This window comes from Nodosilinea sp. E11, from assembly GCF_032813545.1.
Taxonomy (GTDB): domain Bacteria; phylum Cyanobacteriota; class Cyanobacteriia; order Phormidesmidales; family Phormidesmidaceae; genus Nodosilinea.
This window is the reverse complement of record NZ_CP136520.1, coordinates 1,855,936-1,873,024: the sequence shown is the minus strand read 5'-3', so window position 1 is coordinate 1,873,024 and position 17,089 is coordinate 1,855,936. Positions and strand designations below refer to the sequence as shown.

General features: G+C 59.6%; 14 protein-coding genes. 5 read left to right on the top strand and 9 right to left on the bottom strand.

Annotated elements, in window-relative coordinates:
- Nucleotides 1-26 precede the first annotated feature (26 nt).
- Entirely contained in the window at nt 27-614 is a 588-nt protein-coding gene (locus tag RRF56_RS10590) for a sigma-70 family RNA polymerase sigma factor (RefSeq protein ID WP_317037610.1), read from the bottom strand.
- 435 nt (nt 615-1,049) lie between these two features.
- Between RRF56_RS10590 and RRF56_RS10585 the strand changes: the two genes are divergently transcribed.
- Nucleotides 1,050-1,715 carry a ferritin-like domain-containing protein gene (locus tag RRF56_RS10585; RefSeq protein ID WP_317037609.1) on the top strand — a complete coding sequence of 222 codons (666 nt, stop codon included), beginning with the start codon at nt 1,050-1,052 and terminating at the stop codon, nt 1,713-1,715.
- 316 nt (nt 1,716-2,031) lie between these two features.
- Here the strand turns inward: RRF56_RS10585 and RRF56_RS10580 are convergent, their stop codons facing one another.
- Nucleotides 2,032-5,730: a substrate-binding domain-containing protein gene (locus RRF56_RS10580; protein ID WP_317037608.1), complete on the bottom strand. Its 3,699-nt coding sequence runs from the start codon at nt 5,728-5,730 to the stop codon at nt 2,032-2,034.
- 217 nt (nt 5,731-5,947) lie between these two features.
- Between RRF56_RS10580 and RRF56_RS10575 the strand changes: the two genes are divergently transcribed.
- Nucleotides 5,948-6,403: a hypothetical protein gene (locus RRF56_RS10575; protein WP_317037607.1), complete on the top strand. Its 456-nt coding sequence runs from the start codon at nt 5,948-5,950 to the stop codon at nt 6,401-6,403.
- Here RRF56_RS10575 and RRF56_RS10570 read toward each other — a convergent pair.
- Nucleotides 6,394-8,247, bottom strand: coding sequence for a serine/threonine-protein kinase (locus RRF56_RS10570; RefSeq protein WP_317037606.1), 1,854 nt, complete (start codon nt 8,245-8,247; stop codon nt 6,394-6,396). The genes RRF56_RS10575 and RRF56_RS10570 overlap by 10 nt on opposite strands.
- A 121-nt stretch (nt 8,248-8,368) precedes the next feature.
- The gene (locus tag RRF56_RS10565; protein WP_317037605.1) at nt 8,369-8,617 is read right to left on the bottom strand and encodes a Ycf34 family protein; all 249 of its coding nucleotides are present in this window, start codon (nt 8,615-8,617) and stop codon (nt 8,369-8,371) included.
- A 317-nt stretch (nt 8,618-8,934) separates the two neighbouring features.
- On the opposite strand from RRF56_RS10565, the gene RRF56_RS10560 reads away from it, so the two are divergent.
- On the top strand, nt 8,935-10,194 hold the full coding sequence (locus RRF56_RS10560; protein ID WP_317037604.1) for a CCA tRNA nucleotidyltransferase: 1,260 nt from the start codon (nt 8,935-8,937) through the stop codon (nt 10,192-10,194).
- Between the two features lie 17 nt (nt 10,195-10,211).
- On the opposite strand, the gene RRF56_RS10555 is transcribed toward RRF56_RS10560, so the two are convergent.
- Nucleotides 10,212-10,685, bottom strand: a complete 474-nt coding sequence (locus RRF56_RS10555) for a hypothetical protein (protein WP_317037603.1) — start codon at nt 10,683-10,685, stop codon at nt 10,212-10,214.
- A 269-nt stretch (nt 10,686-10,954) separates the two neighbouring features.
- Between RRF56_RS10555 and queF the strand changes: the two genes are divergently transcribed.
- Nucleotides 10,955-11,473 carry a preQ(1) synthase gene (queF, locus tag RRF56_RS10550; RefSeq protein WP_317037602.1) on the top strand — a complete coding sequence of 173 codons (519 nt, stop codon included), beginning with the start codon at nt 10,955-10,957 and terminating at the stop codon, nt 11,471-11,473.
- Between the two features lie 21 nt (nt 11,474-11,494).
- On the opposite strand, the gene cax is transcribed toward queF, so the two are convergent.
- Nucleotides 11,495-12,574: a calcium/proton exchanger gene (cax, locus tag RRF56_RS10545; RefSeq protein ID WP_317037601.1), complete on the bottom strand. Its 1,080-nt coding sequence runs from the start codon at nt 12,572-12,574 to the stop codon at nt 11,495-11,497.
- Between the two features lie 342 nt (nt 12,575-12,916).
- On the opposite strand from cax, the gene RRF56_RS10540 reads away from it, so the two are divergent.
- Nucleotides 12,917-13,303 (top strand): MliC family protein, encoded by a 387-nt coding sequence (locus RRF56_RS10540; RefSeq protein WP_317037600.1) that lies wholly within the window; start codon nt 12,917-12,919, stop codon nt 13,301-13,303.
- 66 nt (nt 13,304-13,369) lie between these two features.
- Here RRF56_RS10540 and RRF56_RS10535 read toward each other — a convergent pair whose 3' ends face one another.
- From RRF56_RS10535 to crtL, 3 genes are all read right to left on the bottom strand, one after another.
- Nucleotides 13,370-14,131, bottom strand: coding sequence for a circadian clock KaiB family protein (locus RRF56_RS10535; protein ID WP_317037599.1), 762 nt, complete (start codon nt 14,129-14,131; stop codon nt 13,370-13,372).
- Nucleotides 14,124-15,503, bottom strand: a complete 1,380-nt coding sequence (locus RRF56_RS10530) for a type IV pilus twitching motility protein PilT (protein ID WP_317037598.1) — start codon at nt 15,501-15,503, stop codon at nt 14,124-14,126. The genes RRF56_RS10535 and RRF56_RS10530 overlap by 8 nt, the downstream gene beginning before the upstream one ends.
- A 256-nt stretch (nt 15,504-15,759) precedes the next feature.
- Nucleotides 15,760-16,989: a lycopene beta cyclase gene (gene crtL, locus RRF56_RS10525; RefSeq protein WP_317037597.1), complete on the bottom strand. Its 1,230-nt coding sequence runs from the start codon at nt 16,987-16,989 to the stop codon at nt 15,760-15,762.
- Nucleotides 16,990-17,089 lie beyond the last annotated feature (100 nt).

The following is a 17,089-nucleotide window of genomic DNA, read 5'->3' as shown; positions in this document are numbered from 1 at the left end:
CAAGCCCAGGGCCGATCGGTAGACCCTTAATCTCGCTGATGCTGGAGCAGGTCGCGCAGACGCAGCAGCCCCTGCCGACAGCGCGACTTAACAGTGCCCAGGGGAATGCCCAGCTGGGCTGAGATTTCAGCCTGGCTTAGCCCCTGAAAATAGGCAATTTCTAGCACTTCGCGCTCGGCGGCAGGAATTTGATCGAGGGCAGCCCGCAGATGCTGCCGCTGCTCTTGCAAACTGGCATGGTCAACGGGGCTGGGGGAGCGGCTAGAAGCCTCGCTAATGCGCTGAAACCGCTGGAGAATGGTGGCCCGGCCACTACTTACCCGCAGGCGATCGATGGCGCGAGAACGGGTATAGGTAGCCAAAAAGCTGCCGATGCTGCCTCGGTCGGGGTTGTACTGCTGCCGCTGCCAAAAATTGACGAAGACCTCTTGGGTGAGGTCTTCGGCTTCGGCAGGGTTAGCCAGCATTTTCAGGGCTAGGGTGTAGACCATGGGCGAGTAGCGGTCGTAGAGGGTGGCAAGGGCAGTCGTATCACCGGCCCATAGACGGTTGACCAGGTCGCGATCGCTAACCGGGCGAGGTATTAGGGGGTCGGAGGGCGAGAATGGGGGCATTGACTCTATGTCAGGAATACGACTCAGGCTAGCCGGATGGATGGGGTCTACTACCAAATCCTACTGGGCTATCCCCGATTCCGCTGGGCGAACCGCCGTAAGGCCTCCGGCCAGGCTATGCCAACGCCCCTAGAGGTTGACCAGTTGGGTATCGGGAGTATAGAACTCAGACTCGGTATAACCAGGTTGGGGGGAAGAACGTGACCGATATCTAGCATTTAAACCAGGCAGACTGTTCGCTAAGCGAGTCGCACGCGTCACTAGACTCGCGCTCCTAGGGCATTAGACGGGGCAGAGCAGGTGGTATGGTCCAGCCATTTCTAACCTAGGAGCAGAAAAAACAACGTCATCGCTCATCCAGCAGCTGGGGCTAGTCGTATTGTGCTGGGCACTTGAAGAAGGCCCGCTTAAGACGTTAGCGCAAAGGATACTGCTATGGATAATCACTTGATGACGGCCGATCGGTTTCAACGGGGGGCGGGAGTTTCTCGGCGGCGGGTCATGGTTGGCGGCGCGATCGCAGGCTTGGCTGGCACCCTAGGGTTTTCGGCCCTGACCAAAGTAGCTCAAGCCAGTAGCCATGGCAGCGATGCCGCCAATGATGTCGAAATTCTCAACGGTGCTCTCTATTACGAGCACCAGGCCATCTGGGCCTACGGTGCCGCTGCCGGGGGTCTCAGCGACACCGACGTTGGTCAAGCCGTCTTGGCCATTGCCCTGGCCAACCAGGCCGACCACAAAGTACACCGCGACTTGCTCAGTCAGGTCATTGCCGACCTGGGCGGCACCCCAGTGATGGCCGAAGCCAGCTACGACCTCTCCGACTACCTGGAGCGGGGCGACGGCGGGTTAGATTCGGACGTGAACATTGCCAAGCTGGCCCTGGCCCTAGAGACCGATGCGGCGATCGCCTACGCCAGCGAAGTCGCCCAGCTCAAAACCCCCGAACTGATCACCGCCGGGGCCACCATCGCCGCTGCCGAGGCGGCCCACGCCACCACCATTCGCGCGGCGTTTATTGCGCTCGGGGTCGAGATTGACTACGTGCCTGCCCCCTTCGTCAGCGCCGACACCCGCGACCAGTGGGTACTGAAGGTGTAGGCCCAGGGGTTGCCATACCCGTCACTCTTGAAGCCGTCACTCTTGAAACCGTCACTCCTGAAATCGTTACTCCTGACCCCTGCCCGGAGGCTCGCTTCCGGGCATTTTTTCGCTCCAATGGTTCACGACAACAGAGATTGAAGGCTGTCATACCAAATCCTGCTTGGTTACCCCCGCTTCCGGCAGGGCGCATGCCATGCGCCCCTACAAGTTGGCCTGTTGGGAATTGGGGGTATGGAATTCGAACCGGGCATCATATCATCCCTGGTTAGAGCCTGCCTCCGAGAAGGCGCGGGCGCGAACCCCTTCGGGCGATCTACGGCTGGGCCGAAATGGCAGCGATTTCCTTTGATTGGGCGATCGCCTGCCAGTCGCCATCGGGGCTGAGGTAGCCCACTTCTACCACATAGATACGATCCCACTGGCGAATCGGCAGGTACCAGTCTTGGGCAAAGTCGTCGCGGCAGAGTTGCTCGGCCACTGGCTTAGGCAGGGGCGTGTGGGTGGCGTGGCCGGTCACATCGTAGAGGCGTAGGGTCATGGTTGTACCGCCCTGCTGCTTGGCCTGGGCGCGATCGCCCTCATCGAGCTGCCACACCGCGTAGAAGCGATCGCTCTGACGGTCGATCGACAGCTGAATCCAGCTAGCCGTTTTGGGGGCGGCTGTGACTACCGCATCGGCGTTAGCAGGCGCTACCCCAAAGCTGTCGGGCGAACTGGGCGGAATACTAGACAGCGCTGCCACCACCTCGGGCGGCAGTCCTTCTAACCCCGACTCCACATCGGTATCGGTATCGGTATCAGTCGGTTCGGGCGGGGGCGGCACATAATCGCCCGGCTCGACGAGCACTGGCTCTGGCACCGGTACCGGTGCCGGGCGGAGCGGGGGCATGGCCTCAGTGGTGGCTCTTTGGCCTGTAGCTAGCATGCCCGACTCAGCCAAATCGCGATCGGCGGCCACACTCAAATGTATCTGGCTGAGCAACTCATCCTCTAAAGGACTGGGTGGTATTGGGCCAGGAGTGATGGCCTCACTCGGTAGTGGGTCTGGGGGTAGCTCCTGGGCAGGCCCATCGGAGTCGGCGGGCAACGGCCCAGCCGAAATTGATCCCGCGCCCGTTGTCTCCTGCGCCACGCCGCTCAAAACCGCATCTTCAGCATGATCGGGCAAGAGTGCCACCTCGGCAGCCAGGTCTGGCGGAATGTCGTAGCCGCTGGGGCTACTCCCCGAAATCTCGACATCGGCGGAGGGTAACCCCGATGCGATCTGCTGCAAGTCGAAGGGTACGTCGGGGTCGTAGCTGTCAGTCGCCCCATCCTCGGACAAGTCTGCCTCTGGATTGCCCCCGGCCCCCTGGCCCAGATTCGCCAAGGCCGGATCGTCACTGCCCAGGGCAGTGGCTCGGGCCAGACAGTCCTGGGCTTCGCTCTGACGCCCCATCGGCATGAGGGCTTGTCCTTTCCCCAACCAGGCCGCCGCCAGGGAGGGATCGAGTTCTAGGGCGGTGTCAAAGCAAAAGATGGCTTCGTCGTAGCGGCCCAGGGTGCTGAGCAGCCGGCCTTTACCCACCCAGGCCTCAATGACGCTGGAGTCTAGCTCCAGGGCGGTGTTAAAACTATCCATAGCTTCATTGGGTTCGCCCAACAGGGCTAGGGCTGCGCCCCGCTGGGCCTGGGCTTGGGCGGCGATCGCGTTAAGCCCCTGGGCTGCCACCCCCATCGCTTCGGCCTTGCTGCGCTCTACTTCGGTGGCCTCAACGGCCTGATTGAAATAGATTAAGGCGGTGTCGTGACGCCCTTCTCGCATCAGACGGCGGCCCTCAGCCAGGTCAATGCGGGCCTGCTCTAGTTTGTTAGGGGCTACACCCACCGGGTAAAGGCCCGCCCCAGTCACCAGGTCGGCTTCGGGGGGCAAGCGCCCCGCTTCGCCATCATCGGTTTCAGGTAGGGGGCCAACGGCGATCGCAGGCCTGCCGCCAAGGCCAGAAAAATCAATGCCCGAGCCAGCGCCCGATCCGGGACTGGGAACCAGCCCAGCCTCTAGGAGTTCGTCGTCCTCAGGATCATCGTCGCGGTCTTTGCGGCCAAACAGTGCTGCTAACAGGCCCGCCAACAGCAGTACAGCCGGAACTGCCGCCAGCATCCACCAGGCGCTAGGGGGTAGGTTGCGAAGTCGTTGCCAGAGCGGATTGCCGTCCCCACCCTCGGTCGGATCGGCACTTGGGTCTTCGGGCGGGCTGGCAGAGACCCGTTCGCCCTGGCCATCGCGCAGCTCAACGCTGCGATCGCTGCTACCCACCACCAACTGCCCCGCAGGCGTATAGCCCAGGGAGGCTGCCGGCTGATCGAGCTGCACCGGCTCTGGCAGCTGGGCGGTGCCATCGGGCAACCAGAGTTGGAGCGTGCTGTCAGTACCGGCGGTGGCCAAGGTGTTGCCGTCGGGGGCATAGGCCACGGCACTCACCGCACCGTCGTGGGCCGGAATGGCTTCCCCCCGAGGCTGAAGGGTGGAGCGATCCCAGTTGCGTAAAGTGCCGTCACCGCCGGTGGTGGTGAGCACTTGGCCGTCGGGGCTGCTGGTAATGGCGGTAATGCCGCCCTCGTGGGCCGCTTCGATCTGACCAGCCGAGCTGCCATCGCCATTCCAAAAGCCCAGATTGCCATCGCTGCTGCCGGTGATGAGGGCCTGTCCGCCAGCGGGGTAGTGGAGGGCCTGCACTGGCCCGTTGTGGGCGGTGATCGGGTTTCCTAGCGCCGCGCCATCGGCGATTAACCAGCGTTCTACAATGCCATCGGCATTGCCGCTAGCCACAGTACTGCCATCGGGGCTCAGGGCCAGGGCCAAAATAGGCGCTCCCTGCCCGACCAACGGTTCCCCGATGGGAGCACCATTGCGATCCCATCGGCGCAGGGTGCCGTCGGCCCCGCTAGAGATTACGGTTTGGCCATCGGTGCTAACCACCACGGTCGATACGGCTCCTTGATGGGCATCGGCCACTACGGTGTCGGTGGGGTTGCCTGCGTCATCGAGCCATTGCAGTTGACCGTCTTCGGTGCCACGCACCATAAACCGTCCGTCGGGGGCCAGGGCGACACCGCCCGGCAGTCGACTAGCGCCGACGGTAACGTTGGCGCTGGCAATTTGCTTGGCAGCGGCGATCGCCTCCTGGCCCTCCTCACTGGTGGCAAAGCCCAAAAAGGCCTCGATCGCCGGGCTGGGTTCTCCCTCATAGATGTAGTTGCGGGGTTGAGAGTAGGGGTAGCGATCGTCATCGGGCAATGTGCCGTGCATACTCAGCGGGCGCACGGCGTCTTGGTCAAGCACTTCGGAGGCGATCGCATAGCTAATGCCGTCATTGCCCAACTCGCGCACCACCGCCGCTGTGCTGTCTTCGGAGAGCTGCACCGCTGTCTCTCCGGTTTCAAAGGGTTGCCGACTAAAAATTTCGTAATCGCCCAGGGCAAGGCGGGTATCGCTCTCGGCAGGGCGATCGACAAACCGAATGGGCAGGTTGGGGCCACCAATTTCCGACCAGTTCGTAATTTCGCCACGAAATATGGCGGCAAAACTCTCGAAGGTGAGGTCGCCCTCAAAGGAATTGTCGCGACCGACAATGACAGCAATTTTCTCCCGCGTTACCGGAATCGAAGTCAGGCTGGGATCTTGCTCGGCCTCGGCCAGGGTTCGCCCCAGGGCGGCCAGGTCAACGTTACCGCGCCGTAAGGCTTGAAGGGCCTGGTCATCGCCCTCGGCTAGGTGGTTCACCGCCGTGTCAGGGTAGCGGGTTTCAAACCCCTCGGCCAGGCTTTGGTTAATACCGGCCATGGCGGGCGACCCATCAATGGAGAGTTCGGTACCCGGCGCCACGCTCTCTTGCAGCCTGAAGGTGGGAGTAGGTTCTGCCGTCCCCTGGGCCCACAGAGGCTGCTCAGTCCTCAACCACTGCATGGGGAGCGTGGCCACGGCGCTGATTAAGGCCAGCATAGCCAGAGATGGCCTAAGGTGCTGATTCATGGCGATACCCAGGGGCGATACAAGATTCTGCTAAAGGATACATGGAGATGCCGGGGTTGAATCGATTTCTTAACCAGCCACGGCAGGTAGAGGGCGAAGCAAGGCTGCCCTAGGGCAGAACTCAGGCCTAGCCCCCGGGGGCAACCTGGCTCAGCGCCTGCCTGAGCAAATCGCGATAAGCTAATAAAGGCTAAACTCTGCTCACGGCAAGCGACCTATGGCACTACGCAGGATTTTTACAGGCTTGTTAATTGCAGTCCTCTGGCTGCTCAGCGGCAGCGGGCTAACGGCTCAGGCCCTCACCCCCATTGAGCTGGCCGACATTGGCTATAGCCCCTGCCCAGCCGACTACGCTGAGGGCATGGTGGCGGCGGGCTCTATTCAAGAGGCCAACTGTTTTTTGATTACCGGCAAAGCTATCAACCGCTCCGGCAAGCCGGTGATAGATGCGGATATTTTTGGCCGCATTTTTGACGCCAACGACAACCCCGTCATGCAAAACCGGGGTCGCTTGGGGGGCATTGCTGAAGTACCTCCCGGCGAGAGCGATTTCGAGTTGCGCATTTCGGTGGCAGCCAACCAGCCCGAACCCTTAAAGCTCAAGCAGTTTAAGGCTTCAGGGTTTAGCGCCACCGTACGCCAGTACTCCACCACCCCTTCGGCTCAGCCATAGCACCAAAAGCGGATGGTGCCGTCGGCGCTGGTGCTAACCACCATCCGGCTGTCGGGGGTAAAGGCCAGGGCACGCACAGACCAGGCGTGGCGCAGCTGGGTGAGTTGACTTGGCTTTTGCAGATTGATCAGGGTGAGCTGGCCGTTGTCGGCCCCGATCGCCAGCCAGCCGCCATTGGGGCTCATTGCCAGCGCGGTGACCGAACTGGTTGCTTGGTAGATCATCAGCCCCTCATCGGGGTGGTCGGCGCTCCATACTTGCACGTGGCCGCCCTGGTCACCGCTGACAATGCGGCCATCTTGGGCATGGCAGGCTAGGGCTGTAATGGGCGCTTTGGGGGCCGTCAGGGTGCGAGAGAGCCGCCCCGAGGGCAGTGACCAGAGGCGAATAGTGCGATCGCGCCCGCCGCTTACCAGCAGATGCCCAGTCGGCTCTAGGGCTAGAGCCGTAACCCGGTCTTGATGGTGAATCAGCGTTTTAGCTGCTCCCCCCTGGCCCATAGGCCACAGGTGAATGCGACCGTCGCCGCTGCCCACCACCAGGGTTTCGTCCGCCGCGACCATGAGTAACGAGGCAATCTGCCAGCCCACCAGGGGCAGCTTTTGGCCGCTGTAGTCTACTAAATTCCACCAAATTAGCTGGTTGTCGTCCCCACCGCTGACGATCGCATTCCCCCCAGGGATGAAAACAACCGCATTGGCCGAGCCGCGGTGGCCAATGCCAAACAGTGCCAGAGTTTTGCTAAAGGTGTGCAGCGACTCGCCGTTGGTGCAGTCCCACAGGCGCACCGAACCGTCAGAACAGGCGGCGGCGATCGCCCGACCGTTGGGGCTGACGGCTAGCCCGTTGGCCACCAGCCCCGGCAAACTCAGGGCAAACCGCTGTTCCCACAAGCTTGACGTCGCCTCGGCGGGGCGAACGGCAATCTGGGGCGATCGCTCAGTTGGCCTTTCAGCCAGGGCCAGACCGCTCCAGCGCAGGTCGGCCAGTACGGCTTGGGCGCTGCTGTAGCGCTCTGACAGACGGCGGTTGACCATGCGATCGAGCACCCGCCCCAGGGCGGCGTTGACCGGGTCGCTGACGTAGGGTCGCCACAGCCAGGCATCGTCGCTGACGGCGTAGAGATCGAAGGGGTGCAGCCCGGTGAGCAGGTGCAGACAGGTGACCCCCAGGCTAAAAATATCGCTGGCAAAAACCGCTTTGCCCAGGGCTTGCTCAGGGGCAGCATAGCCAGCGCTGCCAATTACCGTGGCGGTCTGCTGAAGCTGCTTGGGGTCGGCGATCGCCTTAGCTGCACCAAAGTCGACCAGCACCAGAGGCTGAGGAGCCGGGGGCGCAAGAATGTTGGCGGGCTTGATGTCGCGGTGAATGACACCGTGACGATGAATGTAGGCCAACACCGGCAGCAGCTCGTAGAGCACCCGCTCTACCCAGGCCACCCTCTCCCCAGCAGCGGGCGGCCCCAACTGGTCGAGGTTGGGGCCAGGCACATAGTCCTGCACCAAAAATTGCCCCTGATCGCTGTCGATCGCATCCAGCAGGGCCGGAATTTGGGGATGCTGGCCGAGGGTTCTAAGGCGATCGGCTTCGCGGTGGAAACGCTGGGCGGCATGGGGGCGAGAGTTGCCGCTTGCTAAAGCCATCTGCTTCAGGACGCAATGCAGCGGCGGATCGTGGCTCTCTGCCATAGCCAGGTAGGTACGGCCAAACCCGCCCTGCCCCAACACCTGCAAACAGCGATAGCGCTCGGCCACCCACAGCGGCTGACCGCAGGCGGTGCATACCCTCGCACTCTCCTCATTTTGAGGCTGCGGGCAGGCGGGATTGACACAAAGCGTGATCAAAAAAGGATGGCTCTACCCACTGTCCAACAATCTGCAATGTTAGAGGTTCTAAGCTGGTGGGCAGTGCCCACCCTACTGTGAAAATGATAGGTAAAGACTAACCCATCTACCCATCCGCTCCCTAGGTCGGCACCAGCTCACCGGGGCGTAGCTTGGCCCATTTGCCTTTTTCCTCAGAGAAGCTCTCGCAGCCCACCACATCCCACTCCATTTCGATCTCGTCACCGCTCTGGCGAATGTTGACGTTGATCGTGGGTTCCACCGCTTCAAAACTGGGGAACTCGGTGAGGTGAGGCTGTTGATGCTGCCCTTCTACGGCATGGTAGGTGGTGCAGCGGTCGACGTAGTGACAATTGACACAAATGCACATAGGACATCCCCGGCATTAACAGGCTATGGTCAGAGTTGGGCCGCTACCCCTATTTGGCTACCCAGTGAGCTACTGTCCAACCCCACGTCGTAGGTCTGAGGCAGCACTAAGGGGGCAGTACAGGGGATACGTTTTCTGTTACTCTAGCTAAGTTTTTTGAATGCTGCTGGCCCCTCAGCCTGGATGTTGCAAAATGAAAACCTCACGGGGTTTTTGGGTGCGCGCTACCTGATCGAGATGCTAAGACGGCAAAACCCTGTTGTAATGAAAGAAATGAGGGTTCATTGAGTCCAACGCTATCCACGTTCTCCCTGACAGTGGCTACTGAAAAGTCGGCACTTTCGCCAAAAACCTGGCCCTTTAGCGTGTCGCTACTGCCACAGCAAGCCTACCTGGTCGGGGGCAGCGTCAGAGATGCTCTGCTGCGTCGTCAGGCTGACTATCTAGATCTCGATTTTGTGCTGCCCGAGCGGGCGATCGCCACCGCCCAGTCAATTGCCAAGCACTGCGGGGCGGGCTTTGTGGTGCTCGATGCCGAGCATCAGATTGCGCGGGTGGTGTTTGCCAATGCCACCGTTGACTTTGCCCAGCAGGTGGGGCCAACCATCTACTCCGACCTGCATCGACGCGACTTTACCATCAATGCGATCGCCTACAGCCCCCACAGCGAGACCCTGCTCGATCCCCTAGACGGCTGCGCCGACCTCGATCGCAAAGTCCTCTGCATGGTGGCCGCCGAAAACCTGGAAGACGATCCCCTGCGGCTGCTGCGGGCCTATCGTCAAGCGGCTCAGCTGGGCTTCAGCCTCGACGATTGCACCCAGCAAACCATTCGCACCCTAGCCCCCAACCTGGGCCGCATGGCTGCCGAACGGGTGCGGGGCGAACTCGACTGCCTCCTCAGCCTGCCCGAGGGATCGGTGCTGCTGTCCTTGGCCTGGCAAGATGGCCTGTTGCAGAGCTGGCTGCCTGAGATTGCTGGCCCCGAGCTCGATCGCCTGGCGACTATCGATCAGCTAGCGGCCCAGTACCACGAGCGCTGGCCCGACTACTCGCACCTGCTGCACAGCTGGATCAAAGAGCAAACCACCCCCGGCCTGCACCGCAGCTGGCTGAAGGCCACCAAGCTGAGCCAGCTAGTGCCCGCTGAGTTGTCAGCCGCCGAGGCGACCCTGGTGCGGCTGAAGTACAGCCGGGCTGAGCAGCAGGCGGTGCTGAGCATTCTCAAAGGCTGGGAATATTTGTGCCAGCACCCCCAGGCCGGCCCCCTGCCGCGCGGTGAACAATACCAGCTGTTTAAAGTGGCAGGGGCGGGGTTTGGCGGCGTGGCCCTGCTGGCTCTGGCCCACGGCCTACCCGAATCGCTGATCTTACCGCTGGTGGAACGCTACCTCACCCCCGATGACCCCATTGCCCACCCCCAACCCCTACTAACGGGAAAGGACCTGGTGCAGGGGCTTGCCCTTAAACCAGGTCCTCAAATTGGTGAGCTACTAGAGGGCATTGCTCTGGCCCAAGCCGAGGGGCTAGTGAGCAGTCGAGAAGCAGCCCTCAACTGGGTCAAGCAGCAGATCTAGCCCTTGGCTAGTCAGGCCTAGCTGCCGGGGGTCGGCTCGGCGGCAGGCTCTAGCGCTTCTTCGAGGATCTCGGTGGCCTCGTCGGTGGTTACTTCCACGGTGTCGGGGGTCTCTTCTTCGACCACATCTACAGCGTCAGGGGTTTCGTCCGTTAAATCGGCAGCGTCGGTGGTCTCTTCCTCGACCACATCTACATCGTCGGCAGCGTCGGTGGTCTCTTCTTCGACCACATCTACATCGTCGGCAGTGGCTTCGGTATCGGCGTCAGCGGTGGCGTCTTCAGCGGCAGCGTCTAGTTCGGCCTCTAACTCAGCTTCGATCGCATCTACGTCAACGGCGGGGGCCTCAGCATCGATGTCGGCGGCTACGGCTTCAACACCGTCGGCCATAGATTCAACCTTGTTGGTTTCGGCTTGGGCGGGTAAACCCAGGGCCAGACCAGCTAGAGTTAGGCTACCGGCGGCGAGGGCAAGCTTACGGTAAATTGCCATGGTGTTTTCCTCAAAAAAGCGTCTTAGATGGAGTTGGAGGCAGGTGCTACAAGCGCACTACAAAAACTACCACCAACGTTTGGAGAGACTATCACGGGCTATGGGTTGGAAACACCAGAGTTAAGCAACAAGTATGAAGTTTTGATTAAGCGATTGGAATAACTTTGGTTAAGAGCGCGATCGGGAACTTTTACCTAACCCTTGGCATCTAAAAGCAATTTGGCCAATCTCCCTTGGTCAAGGATTGCTGAAAAAGACTACATTACCGAATGGGGATTGACTTGGCCCAGGCCGCGATCGCCCCTTGTCTATCCAGGGCCAACGCCGCTGGACTACTCTCTACTCTTGATCCACCGATGACCACTGCTCCTACTTCAATATCTCAGTACGGCGATCGCGCCATTGCCCAGGCCAGTGTCGAGCCGCTGGAGAAGTGGCCCAACCCGTCTGAGAATGTCTACACCATTCACCTAGAGCACCCAGAGTTTACGGCGCTGTGCCCGCGATCGGGCTACCCAGACTTTGGCACGATTGTGGTGGACTATTGCCCTGGGCCGTGGGTCGTCGAGCTAAAGGCGTTTAAGCTCTACGTCAATAGTTTTCGGGATCAGCGGGTCAGCCATGAGCGGGTGGCCAATGCGATCGCCGATCGCCTGTGGCATGAGTTACAGCCACACGGTCTGCGGGTGATTGGCGACTACACCCGGCGGGGTGGAGTAAAGACAGTAATTACGGTAAAAAAGGGAGATTGTGCTGCGTTTGAGCCCTACACCGCCAACCTGTTATGACCGGTTGACCGTGGCGTTGCCCTAAACCGGGTGAAAGAAAAACGACGCCCCTAAAATCACAAAGGTCGACAGCAGCAACACCCCCTCCAGCCAGTTCGATCGCCCGTCCAGGCTGATCAAGTTGGCAAACAGCACCGCAATCACTACTGCAATCACCTCAAACAGGCCGAAGTTAAGATCCATCGGCTGACCAATAAAGTAGCCAATAATCACCAAAATTGGGGCTACCAGCAGCGCCACCAGCAGACTCGACCCCATTGAGATCGACACCGCCAGATCCATATTGTCTTTCATCGCCACCCGCACGGCGGTGACATACTCTGCTGCGCCGCCCACCAGAGGCAGCAAAATGACGCCAGTAAACAGCGCCGTGAACCCGAGGCTATTGGCTGCTTCTTCTACCGCACCCACGAAGATCTCAGACTCGATCGCCACCCCCACTGTGGCCGCAAATAGCACCCCTACCCAGAGCCACACATTGGGCTGTTCGTGCTCACCATGGGGCTCGTCTTCGAGGTCAGTGACCCCCACATCGTAAAGGTAGCTGTGAGTTTTAAGTGAAAACAGCAGCGTTAGCCCGTAGACCAAAATCATCACCACTGCCACCGTCAGCGACAGTTGGCGAATGGTGGCGGGTTCGACAATATTGCTGGTGTTAATCACCATGGCGGGTAGCACGATCGCCACCACAGCCAGGCTCATGGTCGAGCCGTTGATGCGGGCGACGGTTTGGTTAAAACTCTGCTCTTTGTAGCGCAGTCCCCCCGCCAGCATCGACAGCCCCATCACCAGCAGTAGGTTAGCCAAAATTGACCCGGTAATGCTGGCTTTGACAATATCGATCAGCCCTGCCTTTAGCGCTACCAGGGCAATGATCAACTCCGTGGCATTGCCAAAGACAGCGTTGATGAGGCCGCCGATAGTAGGCCCCGTCACCACCGCTAGCTCTTCAGTAGCGGTGCTGAGCCAAATGGCCAGAGGCACGATCGCCACAGCTGAGAGGCCAAAAATGGTCAACGCTCCCCACTCTAGCCGTTCCGCCAAAATTGAAATGGGAATAAATACCAACAGCCCCAGGGAGACAATATTTTTCGTTGACATAGAAGACCAGCTAAAGAGATCGGCCAGAGAGAAACAGTGTGACACCAGACCCCTAGTTCATGGAACAGCTCTGGTGTTATCTTTATTTTCCCAAATTAATTTTCCCAGATTACTCCCTACTGACTCAGCATTGGGCACAATCCTCTGGCGAATCGTGGCAAAAACCTCCGTCTTCGGCCTTGATCGGTAGACTATCTGCAAAATCGACCCATCTTCTCCACGCAGGGGGTACCAGAGCCGGTACAATGGCTAACTGCAATAATGTGATTGAGGATACAGAATCTTGGTCCTCAATCTATTTGCGCCTGTTAAGCCCCAAAACGCACGATTGGAGAAGTCGCAATGAAATCTATTTTGAAAGCCTCTGTAGTTACCGTGGCTCTGGCTGGGCTGGCTCTAGCTGGCTGCAATGCTGCTCCTACAGCCGATACTCCTGCTGACGACTCTACGGCTACTGATGAGACCATGTTTACTGACGACACCATGGCTGACGGTGACACGACGGTATTCGAGTGTCCCGGTGGAGAAACCATCACCGCCCAGTTGATTGGCACCGAAGAGGCGGTTGTCACTCTTCCCGACCAGGAGCCAGTGACGCTGCCTGCTACCGAAGCGGCCTCTGGTGCTCGCTATAGCGATGGCACCACCACCTTTTGGAACAAGGGCGACGAAGCTCTAGTCGAAGTAGACGATGCTGTGGTGCTCTCAGAGTGCCAGGCTCAGAACTAGATCTAGCCCATAACCTGCATGGCCTCGGGTGCATGGCCGTGCAGGTTGCCCAACCTTAAGCCCACCTTACCTGGCTGCCAATAGCTCCATCATTTGTGCCTGACTGAGCACATTGCCCACAACCCGTCGAACCGGCTCTGGAAAAACCTGAATGAGCGTTGGTGTGGCTGAAACATTAGCGGCTTCTGCCTCGTTAGGGTTAGTGGTTACATCAATCACTTGCAAGATATAAGCTCCCGGTAAGGTCGCTTCTAGGGTGGTATGTAAAAACCGCAGCATCTGCTCAGTTGCGGTGGTGTCGGTGCCGCTGACAAAGAGCTTAAAGCGGTGAGGCTGCATTAAAACATCTAGAGAAACCTCTGGCGATGGCCCAGCATCTTTGAGGGTAGCAGTCGCTTTTTCCACCCCAATCACTAGGTCATGACACAGCCAAAGCTGGGGAAAGGTAGGTCGATAGGATTCGATCAGTGCCACTGAGCATTCTTCAGCGCTGCTGTAGTTGGGTTGCCACTGGAGATTGTCCAGGCCAAACAGGGCGTTGAGCAATGGTTGAAACGGCAGGGCACGGGGGTAAGCCTCGGCCACCGTGACCGGAGCCTGGGTAGTGGGGTTGACCCAGCGATCGACAGTGGCCGTAAAGCAGGGCAGCAAGAAGTAGGGCGGCTCGGCTAGCTTGAGGTGGCTTTGCAAGGCCGCACACAGGTCGAGGTGCCAATGGGCACGTTTTCGTTCATCAATGCAGTAGACACAGTCGCCTCCGGGGGTAAAGAGGGCAATGCCCTTAAAACTGGTGGAGACGACTGGGCCAACTCTCATGGTGTTAGACACGGCCCCGCAGCATTTGGGCCATTTCGTTTTGTCTAGGCGACATCTCTAGGGCGGTCTCTTCGGTGATTCGGCCCGATTCGTAGAGGGCGTAGAGCGACTGGTTCATGGTGCACATGCCGTCAAAACCACATTTGGGAATCAACGCTTCGACTTCATCGAGCTGGCCGCGCAAAATGTAGTCTTTGATGGCGTCGGTGTTAATCAAAATGTCGTGGAAGGCAGCCCGCTTGCCGTCGGTGGTGCGGCAGAGACCCTGGGCAATGACCGCCACTAGAGATTCGGCTAAAGACACCCGTACCGGAGCCTGCTGCTCAGGCTCGAACAGGTTGAGAATCCGCTCTACGGTCTTAACGGCGCTGTTGGTGTGCAGGGTACCCATGACCAAGTGACCGGTTTGGGCAGCTTTGAGGGCGGTGTTGACCGTTTCCTTATCCCGCATTTCACCGACCAGAATGATGTCGGGGTCTTCCCGCAGGGAGGCCTTGAGGGCATTATCAAACTTTTGGGTGTGCATGCCCACTTCTCGCTGCTTGATCAGCGATCGCCGACTGGTGTGGACAAACTCTACGGGGTCTTCGATGGTGATGATGTTTTTGGGCATCTCGGTGTTGACGTAATCAATCATCGCCGCCATCGTGGTCGACTTACCCGAGCCGGTGGGGCCAGTCACCAGCACCAGGCCCTTATGGTAATGGCACACATCTCGGAAGATGGGCGAGAACCCCAGCTGGTCCAGGGTGAGAATTTTCACCGGAATCAGACGCAGCACCATGGCCGGGCCGCGCAGGGAGTCAAAAATGTTGATCCGGATGCGGGTGAAGTCGTATTGGGCGGCCCCGTCAAAGTCGAGGGTTTGGCGAAACTCCTGGATCTCTTCGGGTTTGAGAATCTCTGCGAGCCAGCCAAAGAAAGTGGCTTCGTCGGTAACGGGATATTCGGTAGGGGAAATTTCGCCGCGATCGCGGAATCGAGGTACCTCTCCCACCCCTAGGTGAACGTCTGAAAAGCCTTTGTCAAAGGCTTCCCGCACAATTTTCTCTAGAGTGACGCCGTTGCTGATCTTGACAGTTTCGCTGGCCTTGGGCATGGGGGGCGGTGCCGCAGGGCGATGGCGCACCTGCCCAGGGGCTGGGGCTGCCGGAGCCGCTGCCCCTGGAGCTGGGGCTGCCCCTGGGGTACCAGCGGGAGCGGCGGCTGAGACCGCCGGAGCGGGGGCTTTACCTGCGGCTTGGGCGGCGGCTTGGCCAGCGGCTCGCGCCGCAGCTTGGGCACGCGCCTGGGCAGTAGCTTGAGCCTGGGCTGCTGTCTGGGGAGGTCTGGGCGGTGGCGGTGGTGCGGGTTGGGTCCCTGGGGCGTTGGGTGACTCAGCCATAAAAGGGTTCTCCATGATGGACTCGACAGCAACAAGTACGACAGTGGGGTAGACGTCATCGGCTACCCGTGGAATACAGTCAGGTTGCCCACATCGGGTGCAGAAGTTAGCCCGTCTTTGCGTGAGCCTGGCCCCACGATATAACCCCTGAGTATACGCCATGTCTCCGTGGCAGAATGAGTACTGATGTATTCTCAGTGGCTAGCCCAGGAGCACAGTCCTAGGGGATATCCCTTCTCTTTACCCTAACGGCTTCTTAACTCATCAGCGTGCGGCCCAGCAGATGCCCGTGGGTAAACACCGATCGCATCAACCCTAGCCGCACGGAGTTGGGAGCACGACCAAACAGACCAATCATGGCCTGCACCACCTCAGGCAGCGCCTTACTGTCGGCCAGAAAACCGGCCCAGTCGTCGGTCGGCAGGCTAAAGAAAGCGGCAAAAAACTGGTGCAGCTGCGGCGTATTGAAGGCCATTAGGTTTTCTAGGCCAAATAAATAGAGGTAGTGCTTGCGCACGCGATCGGCGGGCCAAAGGGCTTGCCAAGCCTGACTAGCCGCTAGGGCCGGAGTGCACTGGGGTGAGTCTAGCGCCAAGGCGATCGCCTTAGCCAGCCCCGGCCCTCGGCGCAACAGTGCCCCGATCATATAGCCCGAAGCGGGGTGCACCATACTGGCCGCCCCACCAAACCCCACGACTCGCTGAGCGAAATCGGGCAGGGGCTGATTCATGGGAAACAGGCAACGCTCAACGTGGTGAATGTCTTTAACCTCAATCCCCCGATGGCGTAGGCGCTGGTGCAACCGTTGGTTTAGCGTCTCTAGGGAAACCGCCGGATAGTGAGCCAGGGAGGTCTCTTCGACAAAGTACAGGCCGTCGCCTAGGTCCATCGAGTAGAGAAAGGTGGGCGGCTCATGGCGCTGGGCCGGGGTGAGGTAGTCGTCGCGAAAATCCATCAGCACCATCTGCTGAGGATGGGTGGGAGGCTCAGAAAACCGACCTATGATGCCGTAGGCTGCCTGAAACGCCAGTTCTGGAGCCACCGCACGCTTAACCAGGCTTGACTGGTGCCCCGTAGCATCTACCACCAGTCGGGCGGTGAAGGTTTCGCCCGCCGCCGTCGTCACCTGGGTATGGGTAGCGAAGTGCTCAATGTGGTTGGCCTTGCCCTGATGCCAGGTCACCTGGTGTTTTTCAGCTTGGGTAAGCCAGTGGGCTTGCAACTGGTTCCGGTCGAGCAGTCCATACTCCCGGTGTAGCGGCACCATGCCGCTGTTGACATGCACCACACAGTCTTTCCATCGATGTTCTAAAAACCGCACTAAACCCAGGTCTTCTAACTCGTCGACCCAGATTCCGTAGGTGTTGGGCCAGGGATGCGCCGGATCGTCCAAGGCCAGGCCCTGAACGGCTAGCCCCGTTTCTCCTAAGGCCGCCGCCAGCGATAGTCCCGCTGGTCCTGCGCCAATGACCAACACATCCTGCATGAACGCCCGCCACCTCGTTTGTTGTGAAACCCTATCTTACAAAGATTGTGGTCTTTATTGGGAAGGTAAAGGGAGTGGCAGACGAACTCAAAAGTCCATC